The sequence below is a fragment of the uncultured Fibrobacter sp. genome, from assembly GCF_947166265.1.
Classification (GTDB): domain Bacteria; phylum Fibrobacterota; class Fibrobacteria; order Fibrobacterales; family Fibrobacteraceae; genus Fibrobacter.
In genome coordinates this window covers 54,638-71,027 of record NZ_CAMVDO010000001.1, presented here as the reverse complement: position 1 = coordinate 71,027, position 16,390 = coordinate 54,638, and the positions used below count along the sequence as shown (strand labels likewise).

Here is a 16,390-nt window from a genome sequence, read left to right as displayed (position 1 = left end):
TATCAGGTACCAGGGATCAGGTGTCAGACAAGAATCATATAAACGGCGCCGGCGGCGAGGAGCACCAGGTTCACCGGCAAAAGGAATTTCCATTCAAAGTCCATGAGCTGGTCCACACGCGGGCGCACAAAGGTCCAGCGCACCATCATGTAGCACCAAATCATAAAGTAAATCTTCGCGAAGAGCCACACGACTCCGGGCACCATCTGCAGGTAGGTGTCGATAGCGGCAACGCCGATACAGGGCGCATGGAATCCACCCAGGAAACAGGTGGCGGCAAGTGCCGAGTTCGTCACCAAGGCGATGTATTCAGCTAGGTAGAACATGGCAAACGGAGTGCCGTTGTATTCCGTGTGGTAGCCACCGGTCAGTTCCTGTTCCGCTTCGGCGATGTCGAAGGGGGCGCGGTTCATTTCGGCGGTACTCGAAATAAAGAAGAGAATGAACGCGATAAAGCCGAGCACCGGAATCTTGAAGATAAACCAGTCAAGAACCGTACCGTCCTGGGCCTGCGCGATATCCATCAGGCTCGTAGAACCCGAAATCATCACGACGAACAGGAGAATCATCGCGAAAGAGATTTCGTAGCTGATCATCTGGGCGCCGCTACGGAGAGCACCGAGCAAGGAATACTTGTTGTTACTGCTCCAGCCGCCGAGCAAAATGCCCAGCACACCGAAACCGTTCACTGCGATAATCATCGGGATGCCCATGTCGATGTCGGCGACAATCAGGTTGTGGTCGAACGGAATCAGGGCTGCGATAATGAACGGGGCAATCAGCACAATCAGCGGTGCCACGTAGAACATCAGCTTGTCGGCGCCGCTCGGGGAATAGACTTCCTTGAAGAGCATCTTGATCACGTCGGCGATGGTCTGAAGCGTACCGTGCCAACCGAGGCGCATGGGGCCCAAGCGGCATTGTACGTGGGCGCACACCTTGCGTTCCATGTAGATGAGGATCGGGGCTGAACCGATGTTCACGGCGCAGACCGCTACGATGCAGATAAGTGCGTTAATCAAGAAGGCGGCGATGCTGTCGAGCGTCTGGGACTGCAGCTGTTCAGGCAAGTATGCCGAAAGCTTCGGAACCCAATCGCGAATAAAGTCGCCTACAGGATGTGTAATAGAAGGTACAAACATATATTACCTGTCAATTTCGGGAATCACCGGGTCAAGCGTTGCCATGATCGTCACAAGGTCCGAAATCTTGTGGCCCTGCGCCATCTTGTTGAGGGCGGCAATGTGCGGGAAACTTGGGCCCCGCGTGTGAATACGGTAAGGCTTTTCGCCGGTTGTCGCGGCCACCACGTATGTGGCGTACAGACCCTTCGCGGTTTCGATTTCGCTGTAGTAGCGGCCGACCGGAAGACGTACCGGCTTTTCCTTGGCGCGCCACGGGCCTTCTTTCGGGAACTTCTCAATGCACTGGTATAGAATACGCATGGACTCGTGGATTTCGGCGATACGCACCGTGTAACGGTCGTAGCAGTCGCCGGTGTAGGTCACGGGCACATCGAACTGCAGCTGGTCATAGATGCTGTAGGGGTTTGCCTTGCGCACATCGAAGTCGACGCCGCTTGCGCGGAGTACCGGGCCGGAGCATCCGTAAGCGATGGCGTCTTCGGCGGAAAGGATGCCGATTCCCTTGCTACGTTCGAGCACGATGATGTTCTTGGAAAGGAACCTTTCGTAGTCCTTCATCGCACCTTCGAGGTGCTTGAGGAATGCCTTCACGCGGTCGATAAAGTTTTCGGGAACGTCGAAGCGGCTGCCACCCGGTCTAAAGAAGTTGGTGGTGAGGCGCGACCCGGTGACTTCTTCTAAGATGTCATGGATCATTTCACGTTCCTTGAAGCCGAACAGCAAGCAGGTCTGTCCGCCCAAGTCGCCGCCGAAGCAGCCGAAGAACACCAGGTGGCTTGCAATTCTGCCCAGCTCCGAAAGCATCACGCGGATGTATTCGCCCTTTTCGGGGACGCCGATGTTCATGCCTTTTTCAAGTGCAATCACGACCCCCAGGTTGTTCTGGATGGCCGTCAGGTAGTCCTGGCGGTCAGACATCGCGATGTACTGCAGGTAGCTCATCGATTCCGCCTGCTTTTCCATGCCGCGGTGGATGTAGCCGAAGTGCGGTACGACTTCAACGATCGTTTCGCCGTCCATACGCAGCGCGAGGCGGAGTGCACCGTGGGTACTCGGGTGCTGCGGACCCATGTTGATGAAAAATTCTTCGGTATTGGTGTCGCGGGTAATCTTGAATCCCGGCGGGAGTCTTGTCATACTCATACGGGCCTCTTGATCATTTGCGGGTGGGTGAAGTCCTTGCGCAAGGGGTAACCTACAAAGTCCTTGTCCAGGAAGATGCGGCGCAGGTCGGGGTGACCTTCAAAGTTGATGCCGAACATGTCGTAGACTTCGCGTTCCTTGACTTCGGCGCCCGGGTAGAGGTGGCTGATGGTCGGAACCGTTCCGAGGAGTGACGTGGGGCGTTCTTCTTCGGGAATGTCGAAGTTCTTCTTGATTTGCACGCAGAAGAACACCTTGTGGCCAAGCTCGATACTGCGGAGCTGCGTTACCATGTCGAAGTGGTCGTCGTAGTCGATTGCCGTAACGTCGATCAGGTAATTCATCTTGAATTCGGGATCGTTTTTGACGTATTCCACGGCGGCGAGGTAGTCTTCTACGCTGATCATCACTTCGAGCGGACGGTCGGCGGGCATGGCGGCGACCACGTCTTCAATCGGGTCTTCGCTGTGCGTATGCACGGTGATGTCCGGGAACTTCGCCTTGAGCTTCTTGTAAATGTCAAGTTGGCTTAAGCCGAAACGCTTGCAGGCAACGCGTGGCACTTCGGGGAAGTCTTCCTTTTTCACGCGCACGGGCTTGAAGCTGCTCTTGTAGTCGGGATTTTCTTCCTTGAACTTTGCGCGGGCTTCGGCCATTTCTTCGTCCTTGATGCGTTCAAGGGCTGCCCAGGTCTTTGCGGCTTCGCGGTAGCGGTCCATGGTCGAAACGTCCTTCGGTTCGCCTTCGTGCCAGGGGTCGCGGCAGGTTTCCTTGAGAATCTTTTCGCGGAGCGTCAAGAGTCCGTGGAACAGCGCTTCGGGGCGAGGCGGGCAACCGGGAACGAAAACGTCCACCGGAATCAGGTTCTGTGCCCCGCGCACCACGGCGTAGTTGTCGTAAATGAAGGGGCCGCCGCTGATGGTGCAGGCGCCCATGGCGAGCACGTACTTGGGGCCGGGCATCTGTTCCCACAGCATCTGCAGTGCGGGCGCCATACGGCGGGTAATGGTTCCGGCGATAATAAAAAGGTCCGCCTGGCGGGGCGAAGCGCGGAACACTTCGGAGCCAAAGCGGGCGATATCGTAGCGGGCCATGGAGCTACTCATCATTTCGATGGCGCAGCAGCTTGTACCGTAGGTAAGCGGCCAAATGGAATTTGCACGGGCCCAGTTGACAACGTAGTCAACTGCATTGACGACGTACTTTCCACCGGGGATCGGGTCTAAAATCTTAGGAGCTAGGTTTATAATTCCCATAGGGTTATTCCCACTTAAGGATTCCTTTCTTCCAGGCGTAGGCAAGTCCCGAAACGAGAATTGCCATGAAAATGACTAGGTCGATAATGACGATCGAGGGGTTGAGTATTGTGCCCCCGGCCATGATTTCCTTGAAGTTCGCCATTACGGGGAACAGGAAAAGCGCTTCGATGTCAAACACCAAAAATAAAAGCGCGAACAGGTAGTAGCCCACCTTGAACTGGATTCGCGCGTTGCCGATGGTTTCCATGCCGCATTCGTACGGCGCCATCTTGTTCTTTGAATTCTTGGTGCGGTAGCCGAGCAGAAGTCCAGTAACGGTGGCCGCCGCCGCGATAAACGCGCCCAAGAAAAGGAAAATGGAAAGGATGATGTACTCTGACATTTCTTGTGTCTCTTGTCTTTCGTCTCTCGTTTAGTAAAAGTTCTGTAGCTCTTGAACCGTTCCAAACAGCGTGTTTCCGATTTGGAATCTGTCTTGTACGTGTCGTAGCAGGTCCTTGAATTCGTCCTTGGTTGCCGCGTTCATTTCGTTCAGTTTTTCTTGAATGTTGTTCACGTAGCCAGAGGCAACGGGCCTAGTCTTTAAATCTTGCATTTCTCCAGCCCAATGCTGAACCATCTGGTCGGTGTCGATTCGTGCAATCACGTAGCGCGTGGTTGAAAGTAGCTCTTGCAAAAAGTGGACTAAAAAGATTTCTTCTTGCAAAATACCCCAGCGCTTGTCCTTGGAATACATCGCCTTGTTTTCGGCCTTGCCGTAAAAGATGGCCGCCTGTGCGTATTCGAGGCAGGTCATGATCAGCCTTTCGTAGCGCTTGATTTCCTTGCTCAGGCTCTGGAACCAGATGGTGTCTGCCACCGGATTCGCTTCTTTGCGCTCTGCGATTTCGTTCGGGAAAATCGCCCTGAAGGCGTAGTACACTTCCTCGTAGTAACGGTTGCGCATACGGCAGTTGAAGGCGCGGTTCTTTAAAGTGTAGTCGCTGTGGTGGAGCTTTGAAATCATGATTTGACCACCTGCTTTACGCCGTTAATATTCTTTATGGCGTTGATAATGGAATCGACCTGTTCCTTGCGGAATGCCTTGAATACGAGTCTGATGCGGCCCGAGTAATGCTTGCTTGCCGAGGTGACCCTTTCGAGGAATACGTTTGCGCGCTTGAGTTCCTGCAGCACGTCGAAGGTGATGTTCTTGCGGTTCTCGGTCTCGATAGTGAGGTGCGCCTCGAACGAATGCTTGATGTCTTCGCTCCATTCGACGGCGATGCGCTGCTCCATGGGCAGGTTCTTGAGTTGCGGACAGTCCGTATTGTGAACTTCGATACCGATTTTCGGACGCAAAACGCCTACAATCGGGTCGCCGGGCACGGGGCTGCAGCACTTGGCGAAATGCACCACCAAACTGGTTTCCTGGCCAATCTGCAGGGGCATCTCGTCGCGGCGTTCGACCTTTGCATCCTTGTTGAACATGGGGAAGAATCGGAGCGAGTTCGACTCCTTGGTCGTAGTTTCGCCGCCGTTCAAGAAACGTTGGATGTCCGCCAGCGGAAGTTCGCCTTGGCCGAGTCTTTCGTAGAAGTCGTCGATAGTGGGCGTTCCGAAATATTTGCAGATGGACTCTTCGGCGGGGCGCTTCGCTTTTTCGATTTTCTGCAGGCGAAGTTCGCGGTCCCAGATTTCCTTGCCGAGGTCGAGCGCCTGTTTCATGATGCTGCTTTTCATCCAGCGGCGCAGTTCCTGTTTGGCTTTCACGGTTTTTACCATGTCGAGCCATTCGGGACTCGGTTCCTGGTTCGGGCTCTTGAGTACCTGGATAGTGGCGCCGTGTTCGACGACCGTATCGAGGTTTACCACCTCGTCGTTGATCTTTGCGCCAATGCAGTGCAGGCCAAGTTCGGTATGAACCGCAAAGGCAAAATCCAAAACGATAGAGCCCTGCGGGAGTTCAATCGAGGTTCCCTTGGGCGTAAATACCGTCATTCCGGTGGGCTTCAGGTCCACCTTCAAGAAGTCGAGGTATTCCTTGGAGTCCGAAATTTCGGACTGGAGCTTTACCATGTGGTTCAGCCATTCCAGTTCCTCGCCCTCGTGCTGGGTTTCCATCTTGTAGGCCCAGTGGGCGGCGAATCCCTTTTCGGCGGTGAGGTCCATGTCCTTGGTGCGGATCTGGACTTCGACCATCTTGTTTTCGGGACCGATCACGGTGGTGTGAATGCTCTGGTAAAGGTTCGGCTTCGGGGTCGCGATATAGTCCTTGAAGCGACTCTGCAGCGGGGTCCACAGGTTGTGGACGTAGCCCAGGGCCAGGTAGCATTCGGGAATGGTTTCGACAATGATGCGAATGGCGAAAATGTCGAAGATGTCTTCGAACTGGCAGCCGCGGCTAAGCATCTTGTTGTAGATGCTGTAAATGTTCTTGGTGCGGCCCTGGATGGTGCAGTCGAAGTCTTCGAGAGCCATCTTGATTTGGAGCGGGCCGATGACCGACTGGATATACTTTTCGCGGGATTCCTTGTTCTCGATGAGCAAGTCCACCAGCTTCTGGTATTCGTCCGGGTTCACGTACTTGAAACTCAGGTCTTCAAGCTCGTTTTTCAGCTTGTAGAGACCGAAACGGTGCGTGAGCGGAATGTAGATGTCCAGCGTTTCCTGCGCGATAATTTGCCGCTTTTCGGGTTTCATGTACCGCATGGTGCGCATGTTGTGGATGCGGTCTGCGATCTTGATCATGATGACCCGAGGGTCTTTTGCCATGGCGACAATCAGCTTGCGGTAGGTTTCCGCTTTTTGGGCTGTCTTGCTAGATTCCTGGGCGGCCGTAATTTTGGTGACGGCATCGACCATGAAGGCGGTGTCTTCGCCGAATTTTTCAGCAATTTCTTCAAGGGAGTGGTCGGTGTCTTCGACCACGTCGTGCAAGAGTCCCGCGAGAACTGTGGACTGGTCCTGCTTTAGGTCGGCAAGGATCTTGGCGACTTCGTAGGGGTGTTCAGTATAGGGCATTCCGCTTTTGCGGTACTGCCCTTCGTGAGCCTCGGCAATAAAGGCTACAGCCTTCGAAAGAATCCCGCGGTCAAGATTGGGATTCTTCTTGATGAGCACGTCTATGATGTGCTCTTGGTTCGATGTTAGGCTCTTTTGCTCCATCAGCATAAATAATATCTAAAAATTGGAGCATTGATGTATGGAAAAATGCGAAATAAGCGAAAAATAAGGGAATTTTGATTTATAAACCGTTGTTCTGGTAAACAACACTTTGTTGCCTTGAGGTATTCCTTTTTATCGATTAAAAACCTATCTTAGAGATAGCTAAATAGGCTAAAACACCTCAGGCTAGGGAGTGGTTTGGATATACCTTGGCTCACGGGATTGTTTGGGGGTTGAGAACAAACCGTGGTCAAGACCCTAGCCCCGACAGGTTTACCTGTCGGGAAAAGCCGTGTCCGACTTGCGAGACACGGCTTTTTTATATAACGACCGCACGAGCTGCAAATGAGTGTATTCTTATACTTGGCTCGTGCTCTCGCGACCGCCCCAGCTTAACGCATGGGGCTTTGTCGCTCACGGGCGACCGGAACCGGCTTTGTTCAACAATGTTCCTTGTTTATTCAGAGTCCTTTAGGCAGCGGATGTGCAAACCACGCCATTTATGTCCGATTTCATCATTGGAAATTTCGGAGATAACGTCGTCGCTTATATTGACACGGAATATGCTGGCGAATTCACCGGAATGTTCGGAGTTTGTGTTATTGAATTCGGTTGAAATCCAAAATGCCGTATACCAACCTTCGTCGTATGTTCCTTGCGCGTGAATGCTGTCGCCTGGGTACCAAATTCCGCTAGCAAGGACATTGAAGCCGTATTCGTCTGTTCCGGGAATGACCCAACCGTCTGTGGCTTTTAAAGATTGTCCGCCATCAGATTTGGAATGTGTGTATTCCAGCAATGTTTCTACTTCCTCTTCGCGAGGTAAGTGCCATCCGTCTGGACATAGTCCCTGTACCGGGTAAGTTGGCTCGCAGTATACGCCGTTTCCGCAACCGAGGCCGTCATTGGTGAAATATCCTGCACTGTCCATGGCAGCAGACCATAAATAATAACGTCCGTATTTGTCGCAGTCCTCAACCGTTTCGTTATAGCAGAAACTGGAGGAATCGAGATCTTCGGTCGGTTGCAGGTAACGGTATCTGAGGTTTTCGGCCATCCAGGTTTGTGTTCCTATGGTAACGGTCTTATAGATGTTGCCATCTCGATCATCGAACAATTCGCCTTCGATAATTGGAAGGATTTCTTTAGAACTGCTGGAACTCCAGTCGTCGAAATCCTCGTCCGAGCTGCTACTGAACCAGTCCTTATAGTTTGAATAAGGCGATACATATTCGTCGCAGTTCTTGAACGAATTATGCTCTTGCCAATATCCCTCGATTGTATAGCCATTCTCTTCGCACGAATAAATAGTCTTGGTGTCTTCGTCGTAGAGCGTGGTGCCAAAATCTTCGAGATAGCAGTGTGGAGCAATTGAAAGACTGCTTACGTAATTGTCGCAGCCCCGAGGCAACTTGGTGGTGCTCGACGATGATTTTCCCTTGTCGTAATCATCATCGTCTTCTCTTTCATCTTCGTCATCGTAGTCGTTGTCGGTGCATTTGACGGTAAAGCAGCGGAGCGAATCGACGCTATTTTCTGTTGAGCAACCGAAAAGTCCCACACTAAAGGAGGCGGCCACAAGGAGGGCTGCTCCAGAGGATAGTTTAAAATGAGTCATGGTGACCTCGCTTTCTAAAAACGGGTGAGATTGTCTTTAGCTTGGGACTGTTTAGAACACAAAGAATATACCTGCGCGCGGGATGATGTTAGGCCCGGTCAGGTTATACATCAGGAATTTTTTATCGCTTTGGGAATCCGATTCCGATCGCCCTTGGTAACTCACCGTCGCCGATTCTTCGTAACCGAAATAGCCGACACCGATCATGTTGCAGGTGACGTCAACACCGGCCATGACGCCAAAGTGCTCGAACACCTGGTAGGCAAGGACGAGGTCGCCACCCAGAACCACGTCGAAAGCGAGGAGCGAAAGTTCCGCTTTATGTTCGTAGTCTACCCCGTATTCTTCCAACTCTTCGATGTCTATGGTATAGCCGTCGTACTCAAAGCTGCCTTTATCGCTGTCTTTGGGGTCGTCCTTGATGGTCGCCGATAGCATCTTGAAATCAAATCCCATAATGGCATGAATTGCAAGAATGAAGTCGCTTGTAAGGGGAGCAAAACCGATACCGAATTTAAGGTTCACGTCGAAACCGCTCAAATCCAAAGTTGAGCTGCCGCCTGCGTCCAGTTCGCTCTTGGCGTAGCCGCCACCGAGACCGAAAATGGAGGAATATCCAGAATTTTCGACCTTGATGCGGTTCCAGTTGCCGTAAACGCCAAAGATGTCTGCATCCATATCGTAATCAGGCTTTTTGACGTTGTAGGTCTCTTTTTCGATAGGGATGGAAACGTTCAGGCTATGAAGTGACCTGGTGTCATCGTGGGCCTTGGGCTGCTCCTGGGGAGGGGGGTAGGCCTGCTGGTTGTATTGTTGCGGGTACCCTTGGGGAGACTGTCCGTAATAACCCTGATTGTACTGTTGCGGATATCCTTGAGGTTGCTGTTCATTGTAGCCCTGGTTGTACTGTTGCTGCGGATACCCTTGGGGCGGCTGTCCGTAGTAGCCCTGATTGTATTGCTGCTGCGGATACCCTTGAGGCTGTTGGTCGTAGTAGCCTTGGTTGTACTGCTGCGGTGGGTATCCTTGGGGTTGTTGATTGTAATAGCCCTGGTTATATTGTTGCGGAGCTCCCTGTTGTGGAGGAATCTGATTGTACTGTTGCGGAGCGGGTTGAGGGGCCGCTACGGCTTGAGGTTGTGCGGGGGATGCCTGCACGGGTGCAGGTTCTGCTTGCGGAGCAGGGGCCGCTTGAACAGGAGTGGGCTCAGCCTGTGGAGCCGGGGCCTCTTGGACAGGGGCGGGTTCAGCCTGTGGAGCGGGTGTTGGCGCCGCTTCTGGAGCGGGTGCTGCAGGAGCTTCTTGCGGAGCGGGTGTTGTCGCTGCCGATTGCGAAACAATTGCCCTTTGAATAGGAGCGGGGGATTGTTCCGGTGCTTGCGCAAATGCTGCGGATACAGCGAGTGCGCCAAACAGGGCGAAGGGAATCTTTTTGTTCAGCATATCGAACTCCTTCTTATAAAAAACTTGTAAAATCCTTTTGCCGTCGGCAAAAAGGGTGCTATGTTGCTATATGTATATTTTATTTTGTTAAAAGCAAGACCCCATTTGAAAAATGGAGCCTTTTTTTATTCCAAGTTGGAATATTCCGAGTTAAAAACTGGTGAATTGGGCTATGCCCCGGCGTCCTCAAGGCGTTTGACGTGGCAGTAGGCGAGTTCCTTCGTTTTTTCATCACGTAAATGCAGGCTGGAGCCTTCGCAGTAGCGCCAGTACTTGCAGGTCTTGCAGTCGCCGATTTTTGCCCAGCTGTGGTCGCGCATCACCTGGTAGCGGTTCTGCCACACGTCCCAGATGTCGTCCTTGTAGATGTTTCCTTGAATGTAGTCGCCGCGGAGGCTTGGACAGGCCGAGATGCTTCCATCGCAAAGCACAGAGGATACGTTCACGCCGGCACGGCAGAAGAACGGGTAATTGCGGGCGTCTTTCTCGTAGCTCCCGAGGAAACCTTCGCAGCCGTAGTTCACGTTGATCACGTTCAGCTTTTTCACTTCGCGGATAAAGTCGAATACCTGGCGGAATTCCTGGTTCGTGAGCTGGAACAGCGGATTGTCTTTGGCGCGTCCCTTCGGGAATACCGTCGCGATTCTCCAGCGTTTGACGCCTATTTTCAGGAGCATATCGAGAATCTTCGGGAGCTCCTTCAGGTTTTGGCGGTTCACGCAGGTCATCACATCGAAGGTCAGACCTTCGGTGTGGGCGGCCATGTCAATGGCCCGCAGCGCTCGCTCAAAGCTATGCGGGTCACCGCGGAAATGGTTGTGACTCTCCTGCAGACCGTCGAGGCTGATGGTGAGCGAGCGGAGACCTGCGTTCAGCAGGCGCGTGTAACGTTCGGGGGTCATCGCAAGCGCGTTAGAAACCATGCCCCAGGGGTAGCCGCGTTTCTTGATTTCTTGCCCGCATTCTTCGAGGTCTGGGCGCATCAGGGGCTCGCCGCCGGTAATCACCACGATAAAGTGCTTCGGGTCGATGTGCGGGGCCAATTTGTCCAGCACGGCCATAAAGTCTTCGCGGGGCATGTCCGGGATGGCGTCCTTGACGCAGTCGCTACCGCAATGCAGACAGTGCAGGTTGCAGCGGAGTGTACATTCCCAGAAAAAATACGTGAGCGGGTGCGCCTTGATTTCGTTGTGACGGTAAAGGCGATAAGCTTCGAGGGCGAGTTTCTTTTTAAGCGAAAGTTGCATAGAATGGGAACAGGTATCTGTGGATAGGAGTCAGGGGACAGGTATTTTTTATTTTCCCTTCTGTTCTTCGGTTTCAGAACTATTGAGGCACTGGTTGACCTGCTGTTCGATGTCCTTTATTTTGTCGTCGTAAATTTGCTTGAGCTCTTCATCCAGGGCGGGCTTGTTCTTTTCCCATTCTTCTTTCATCTTAAGGAACTTGGCGTATTCTTCGCTGGGCCTGGTGGTGCCATCGCTGCAAGATTCTACCGCGTTCGTGATGATGGTCGGGGCGCCATAAAGTGCTACAAACATATCCAGCTGCATACGCAGATTTTGTAGGCAAGTCGGGACTTCCTGTAAAGTCTGCATGATGCTGTCGATTTTGGCAACGCTCGCGTGTTTTGCGTTTTCTTGGGCGTTACGCTTGTAGTGCTCTGCGGAGTAATCCAATTGGAAGTATGCGACGGAAGAATCCACGGGGACGCACGTTACCTCGCTGGAACTGGATTCTCCGAATACGGGTTCATCTCCGTAAACTGGCGGATTGAAAAATTCCTCGCTGGAGCTCGACTTGACCTTGCTTGTTTTGCTGCTTGAACTTTTGGGCTCGGTCGCTTCGGAGGAACTGGAGTCCTTGTTTTTTTGCTCCTTGGAGCTAGAAGAAACGCTTTTGTTGCTAGCGCTTGACGTTTCTTTTGTCTTGCTGGAACTCGACTGGTTCTTCACCCTGGTTGCGCTAGATGAAGCGTCGTTCGAATCGCTACTTTGGTATTCCGGAGGTGGCCCGTACAGGCATTCCGCCTCGGCGGAGGAGGAATCATCGCAACTTGCCCAGAAGAAGGCGGTCAACGTGAGTGCTATTTTTTTCCAGTGTTTGTAGAACATGTCTCCTCCAGGTAACGATTATTCTTCCTTGTCGCCACAGGTGCCGTTGAAAACGCAGGGAGGGCCGTAAAGGGCGGGCTGCATAAAGGAGGAATCCTTAAAGAAGAGGGTGTCGGTAATGGGCTCTACTTTGATAGTGTCTTCCTTTGGCGGGTCTTGGGGATTGCCTTCGATAATCGTTGTCATATAACGGGCTTTGAATTCGGCTTCGCTATAAACCTTTCCGTCGCATTCGTAGGTGCTATCGGAAATTCGCACAATTCCATAATCGGGACAGATTGTGGTGAATTCGCCTTTTTCATTTTTTTCAACACTGCAGGGGGGCGCCATCATTTGCGTGGCGATTTTTTCTGTACAGGTCACGCCGTCGCCGCAGTTTATGGTAGAATCACCTTTTACCTGGGTGCAAATGGTTTTGCTCATTTCGATGCCGTACAACGGCATAATCATTTCGAATTCGTTGCTGGAGCTTTCGGGGTTGGTCGCTTCAGAGGAGCTGGAACCTTGTTTTTTGTCGGTAGCTGCGCTAGAACTGGATTTCCCTTTTTTATCGGTGGCTGTGCTAGAGCTAGAATTCTTTTTCTTGCTGGAAGCTTCGCTGGAACTGGATGCCGGGGTCCGTTTTACGCTAGAACTGGACTTGGGGGTTACAATGCTACTGGAACTAGGATCTTCGGCTTCGTTAGCAGAGGTGGTGTCGTTTTCACAACCTGCCCAAAAGTACCCAGTTAGTGCAAGAGCGATCTTTTTCCAATGCTTATAGAACATACCTCTATTCCTTCCTTGTATCTATAAGAATATATATAAATGACGCAAACCTTGCAACTAAGGGGCAAAAATGTGTGATAGGAGGGTGTACTTTTTTGCCGAATTTGAAAAATAATTTGTTTTTTTACGAAAATTTATGGAGAACCCCTTGCCATCTGCTTTTTTGATTGGTATTTTTATGGTATGATGAACTTTGTGACAACAGCAACCCTTAATCGTCGTTGGTGGCGCGGACTCTAACATAGAGCCCGGTATTTGTCGCAAATCACCCAAGATTTTAAAGCAAAGGCTTCCGGACTCACGGAGGCCTTCCTTTTTTAATATCGAAATCCTCCGGGACCTAAGCCTTTGCGGAACCCTAAACCAAGGAACGCAAAAGTTTAAACAGAATGGATATAGCCCTCGTTGCTCTTGAGATGTCAATTCATTAAACCTCAAAGCGAGCTTGCGAGCGACCTCATACCCTAAACCTTTTTAAAACCAGAGGATTAAAAATGACAACGAACATAAGGCACATTACTGAAAGCCCTAACTTCGAACCCCGTACCGACAGTATCTACGTGGCGCTGCCCGGTGAACGTTACACCCCGTTTTCGCTCGGCAAGAAGCTCGGTGCGAAGGCAATCTTTGAATCCGCAAGTTTCTCCCACGGTCGTAGCCGTTATTCGACCCTGATGGTGGACGAAGGTTTCCGTCTGCGCCAGAATGAAAAGGACGTGAGCATCGTTGTCGACGGTAAGGAAAGCGTGTTCCTGAAGGAAGGCGAGGGCGATATTTTGGACGCCCTGACGCTCATTTCTGCGGAAAATACGGTGCCGCCTAACCAGATTCCTATTCCGTCTTCGGGCGTGGGCTACCTCGGTTACGAATTCTGCGCCCGTTGCGATACCATTCGCCTTGCCCCGCAGGTGGACGAACTCAACATTCCTGAAGCGGAATTCCTGGTGGGTCACATCTACATTGTGTTTGACCACTTTACCGAAAAGCTTCACCTGTTCGCCCTGAACTACGAAGAACACCAGATTGATTTGAAGGCCGCGATTGAAAAGGTGAAGGCTCGCCTCGCTGACCTCGACTTCAGCTACCTCGCCCCGGAACAGCAGTACGGCAAGGGCATCACGATGACCGACCTGGAACAGTCCCGCAAGGAATACGTGGAAAAGGTCGAAGCTTTGCAGAAGCATATCATTGCTGGTAACATTGTGCAGGCCGTGCCTTCTCGCCGCATCCAGTTCGCAAGCGATATCGAAGCGCTTGACATTTACCGCCGCCTCCGCACGGTGAACCCGTCTCCGTACATGTTCTTCCTCGATTACGGTACGCACCAGTTTATCGGTGCTTCGCCGGAAAGCCTGGTACGTGTGCGTGATGGTATCGCGACGATTCATCCGATTGCAGGCACTCGCCGCCGCGGCAAGGATGATGTAGAAGATGAAGCCCTGATGAAGAACCTGAAGGGTGACCCGAAGGAACGCGCCGAACACTTGATGCTCGTGGACCTGGCCCGTAATGACCTTGGCCGCGTCTGCGAAGCCGGTACGGTGGAAACCACCAAGTACATGGAATGCGAAAAGTTCAGCCACGTGATTCACCTGGTCTCTGACGTGCAGGGCAAGGTTTCCAAGACCAAGAAGGCGATTGAAGTGCTGCGCTCCAGCTTCCCGGCAGGTACGGTGAGCGGTGCCCCGAAAATCAGCGCTATCGAAATCCTTTCTGGCCTCGAAAAGGTCAAGCGTCGCTTCTACGCTGGTGCAGTAGGTTACATGGAATCCGACGGCGATTTGGATTTCTGCATCGCTATCCGTTGCTGCCTCAAGCAGGGTAAGACCATCAGCCTGCAGGCCGGTGGTGGCATTGTCGCGGCCAGCAACGCCGACCGCGAATTTGAAGAAACGAATGAAAAGCTCGGAGCAATCAGGGCTGTACTGGAGGGGGAGAATTAGACGAATAGCAGTGAGCAATGAGCAGTGAGCAATGAGTAATATTTTGGCAGCGAAGCTGCGACTATAAAAAGCTCAAAGTGAATGTCGAAGACATGAACGACCTCATACCTCAAAGCGAAGCGGGCTCATACCTCCTAACCACTAATCACTAACCACTAACCACTGAGTTTTACTATGATCGTCATTATCGATAACTACGACTCTTTTACTTACAACGTTTATCAGGCGTTGGCCAAGATTACCACTGAAGAAATCCGCGTGCTCCGTAGCCGCGAATGCACCATTGCCGACATCGAAAAGCTGAATCCGAGCCGCCTCATCGTGAGTCCGGGCCCGGGCCGCCCCGAAGATGCCGGCATATCCGTGGAAGCCATCAAGCACTTTGCGGGAAAGCTCCCGATTTTGGGCGTTTGCCTCGGCCATCAGGCCATCGGTTACGCTTTCGGCGCAAAGATTGTGCAGGCCAAGTTCATCAAGCACGGCATCGCCGAAGAAATCGACCTCGACGGCAAGGGCCTCTTCCGCACCATCGGCAAGAAGAACATCTTCACGCGTTACCACAGCTTGGTCATCGACGAATCGACGCTCTCTTCTGACTTCGAAGTGACCGCCCGCGCGACCGACGGCGACATCATGGGCATTCGTCACAAGAAGCTCCCGATTGAAGGCGTGCAGTTCCACCCGGAATCTATCGCCAGCGGTCGCGCCGACGAATTCTTCAAGGCTTTCCTCAACTACCGCCGTGAACCGCTCGATATCCGCGGAATCCTGAACACGCTTACCGCAGGCAAGGACCTGAGCCGCGAAACTGCCGAAATGTTCATGGAAGACCTGACCGACGGTATCATGGACGAACGCCAGATGGCCGCTATCCTTACCGCCCTTTCCAGCAAGGGTCCCGTGACCGAAGAAATTGCAGGCTGCGCCAAGGTGCTCAGCAGCAAGAAGCGCAAGTTCCCGTACAGCGGTGACGAACTCACCGACATCGTGGGTACCGGTGGCGACGGCAAGGGTAGCTTCAACGTGAGCTCGCTCTCTGGCCTTATCGCTGCAAGCTGTGGCGCCAAGGTGGCCAAGCACGGTAACCGCGCTGTTTCCAGCAAGTCCGGTGCTGCAGACTTCTACACTGCAGCGGGCTTCAAGCTCGACATGACTCCGGAAAAGGCAGCCTCTGTCATCGACAAGACGAACTTCGTGTTCCTCATGGCTCCGGTCTATCACAGCGCCATGCGTTTTGCAGGCCCGGTTCGCGGTGCCCTCGGCGTCAAAACCATCATGAACCTGCTCGGCCCCCTCACGAACCCGGCCGAAGCCAAGTACCTGATGCTCGGCGTTTACAGCAAGTCGATTCTGGAACCGTTCACCAAGGCTGCAAAGTCCCTCGGTGCCAAGCGCGTGATGGTCGCCATCTCCGACGACGGCTACGACGAAATCTCTCCGTGCGTCCCGACGACCATTGCCGAAATCCTCGAAGACGGTGAATATCGCGAATACCGCATCGATCCGAAGGAATTCGGCGTCCCGGCTGTGGACCCCGAAGACCTCGCCGGCGGTACGGGTGTCGACAACTTCAACCTCGCTCTCGACGTGCTGAACGGCAAGGGCCGCCCGGGCATCAAGTACGCCTGCGCCCTGAACGCCGGTGCCGCCCTCTACATCAGCAAGAAGGCAACCAGCATCAAGGAAGGCTTCGACAAGGCCATGAAGGCCATGGAAGACGGTTCCGTCCTCAAGAAGATCGAAGAAGTCGCCACAGCGACGAATTCGTAAGTCGAAAATGCGCTCGGCCTGATTTAGCGAGACTATGATC

13 protein-coding genes and 1 pseudogene are annotated in these 16,390 nt (G+C 52.7%); 2 read left to right on the top strand and 12 right to left on the bottom strand.

What is annotated here, in order from left to right:
* Window positions 1-23 precede the first annotated feature (23 nt).
* From Q0W37_RS00285 to Q0W37_RS00235, 12 genes and pseudogenes are all read right to left on the bottom strand, one after another.
* Window positions 24-1,142: a complex I subunit 1 family protein gene (locus tag Q0W37_RS00285; protein ID WP_297697656.1), complete on the bottom strand. Its 1,119-nt coding sequence runs from the start codon at window positions 1,140-1,142 to the stop codon at window positions 24-26.
* Between the two features lie 3 nt (window positions 1,143-1,145).
* Window positions 1,146-2,288 (bottom strand): NADH-quinone oxidoreductase subunit D, encoded by a 1,143-nt coding sequence (locus Q0W37_RS00280; protein ID WP_297697653.1) that lies wholly within the window; start codon window positions 2,286-2,288, stop codon window positions 1,146-1,148.
* Window positions 2,285-2,695: an NADH-quinone oxidoreductase subunit C gene (locus tag Q0W37_RS15370; RefSeq protein WP_367186217.1), complete on the bottom strand. Its 411-nt coding sequence runs from the start codon at window positions 2,693-2,695 to the stop codon at window positions 2,285-2,287. The genes Q0W37_RS00280 and Q0W37_RS15370 overlap by 4 nt, the downstream gene beginning before the upstream one ends.
* A gap of 366 nt (window positions 2,696-3,061) precedes the next feature.
* A pseudogene (locus Q0W37_RS15365) lies at window positions 3,062-3,544 on the bottom strand (NADH-quinone oxidoreductase subunit B); the annotation flags it as partial.
* A gap of 4 nt (window positions 3,545-3,548) precedes the next feature.
* Complete coding sequence (locus Q0W37_RS00270; protein ID WP_297697649.1) at window positions 3,549-3,929, bottom strand: NADH-quinone oxidoreductase subunit A; 381 nt, start codon at window positions 3,927-3,929, stop codon at window positions 3,549-3,551.
* A gap of 30 nt (window positions 3,930-3,959) precedes the next feature.
* Window positions 3,960-4,553, bottom strand: a complete 594-nt coding sequence (locus Q0W37_RS00265; RefSeq protein WP_297697647.1) for a hypothetical protein — start codon at window positions 4,551-4,553, stop codon at window positions 3,960-3,962.
* Window positions 4,550-6,700, bottom strand: coding sequence for a bifunctional (p)ppGpp synthetase/guanosine-3',5'-bis(diphosphate) 3'-pyrophosphohydrolase (locus tag Q0W37_RS00260; RefSeq protein ID WP_297697646.1), 2,151 nt, complete (start codon window positions 6,698-6,700; stop codon window positions 4,550-4,552). Before Q0W37_RS00260 ends, Q0W37_RS00265 begins: the two co-directional genes overlap by 4 nt.
* A 451-nt stretch (window positions 6,701-7,151) precedes the next feature.
* On the bottom strand, window positions 7,152-8,312 hold the full coding sequence (locus tag Q0W37_RS00255; RefSeq protein ID WP_297697644.1) for an FISUMP domain-containing protein: 1,161 nt from the start codon (window positions 8,310-8,312) through the stop codon (window positions 7,152-7,154).
* A 51-nt stretch (window positions 8,313-8,363) separates the two neighbouring features.
* Window positions 8,364-9,755 carry a hypothetical protein gene (locus Q0W37_RS00250; protein ID WP_297697642.1) on the bottom strand — a complete coding sequence of 464 codons (1,392 nt, stop codon included), beginning with the start codon at window positions 9,753-9,755 and terminating at the stop codon, window positions 8,364-8,366.
* Window positions 9,756-9,925: 170 nt separating this feature from the next.
* Window positions 9,926-11,002, bottom strand: coding sequence for a TIGR04133 family radical SAM/SPASM protein (locus Q0W37_RS00245; protein WP_297697640.1), 1,077 nt, complete (start codon window positions 11,000-11,002; stop codon window positions 9,926-9,928).
* A gap of 48 nt (window positions 11,003-11,050) precedes the next feature.
* On the bottom strand, window positions 11,051-11,869 hold the full coding sequence (locus Q0W37_RS00240; protein WP_297697638.1) for a hypothetical protein: 819 nt from the start codon (window positions 11,867-11,869) through the stop codon (window positions 11,051-11,053).
* 18 nt (window positions 11,870-11,887) lie between these two features.
* Window positions 11,888-12,637 carry a hypothetical protein gene (locus Q0W37_RS00235; protein WP_297697636.1) on the bottom strand — a complete coding sequence of 250 codons (750 nt, stop codon included), beginning with the start codon at window positions 12,635-12,637 and terminating at the stop codon, window positions 11,888-11,890.
* 494 nt (window positions 12,638-13,131) lie between these two features.
* Here Q0W37_RS00235 and Q0W37_RS00230 point away from each other — a divergent pair, with 494 nt between their 5' ends.
* Window positions 13,132-14,580, top strand: a complete 1,449-nt coding sequence (locus Q0W37_RS00230) for an anthranilate synthase component I family protein (RefSeq protein WP_297697634.1) — start codon at window positions 13,132-13,134, stop codon at window positions 14,578-14,580.
* A gap of 174 nt (window positions 14,581-14,754) precedes the next feature.
* On the top strand, window positions 14,755-16,350 hold the full coding sequence (locus Q0W37_RS00225) for a bifunctional anthranilate synthase component II/anthranilate phosphoribosyltransferase (RefSeq protein WP_297697632.1): 1,596 nt from the start codon (window positions 14,755-14,757) through the stop codon (window positions 16,348-16,350).
* Window positions 16,351-16,390 lie beyond the last annotated feature (40 nt).

Excerpts from the sequence above, each read along its gene's own strand:
- Q0W37_RS15370 (WP_367186217.1), bottom strand. The coding sequence starts at position 2,695 with ATGATCAGCGTAGAAGACTACCTCGCCGCCGTGGAATACGTCAAAAAC.
- Q0W37_RS00230 (WP_297697634.1), top strand. The coding sequence starts at position 13,132 with ATGACAACGAACATAAGGCACATTACTGAAAGCCCTAACTTCGAACCC.
- Q0W37_RS00260 (WP_297697646.1), bottom strand. The coding sequence starts at position 6,700 with ATGCTGATGGAGCAAAAGAGCCTAACATCGAACCAAGAGCACATCATA.
- Q0W37_RS00250 (WP_297697642.1), bottom strand. The coding sequence starts at position 9,755 with ATGCTGAACAAAAAGATTCCCTTCGCCCTGTTTGGCGCACTCGCTGTA.
- Q0W37_RS00270 (WP_297697649.1), bottom strand. The coding sequence starts at position 3,929 with ATGTCAGAGTACATCATCCTTTCCATTTTCCTTTTCTTGGGCGCGTTT.
- Q0W37_RS00280 (WP_297697653.1), bottom strand. The coding sequence starts at position 2,288 with ATGAGTATGACAAGACTCCCGCCGGGATTCAAGATTACCCGCGACACC.
- Q0W37_RS00245 (WP_297697640.1), bottom strand. The coding sequence starts at position 11,002 with ATGCAACTTTCGCTTAAAAAGAAACTCGCCCTCGAAGCTTATCGCCTT.
- Q0W37_RS00235 (WP_297697636.1), bottom strand. The coding sequence starts at position 12,637 with ATGTTCTATAAGCATTGGAAAAAGATCGCTCTTGCACTAACTGGGTAC.
- Q0W37_RS00240 (WP_297697638.1), bottom strand. The coding sequence starts at position 11,869 with ATGTTCTACAAACACTGGAAAAAAATAGCACTCACGTTGACCGCCTTC.
- Q0W37_RS00265 (WP_297697647.1), bottom strand. The coding sequence starts at position 4,553 with ATGATTTCAAAGCTCCACCACAGCGACTACACTTTAAAGAACCGCGCC.
- Q0W37_RS00225 (WP_297697632.1), top strand. The coding sequence starts at position 14,755 with ATGATCGTCATTATCGATAACTACGACTCTTTTACTTACAACGTTTAT.
- Q0W37_RS00255 (WP_297697644.1), bottom strand. The coding sequence starts at position 8,312 with ATGACTCATTTTAAACTATCCTCTGGAGCAGCCCTCCTTGTGGCCGCC.
- Q0W37_RS00285 (WP_297697656.1), bottom strand. The coding sequence starts at position 1,142 with ATGTTTGTACCTTCTATTACACATCCTGTAGGCGACTTTATTCGCGAT.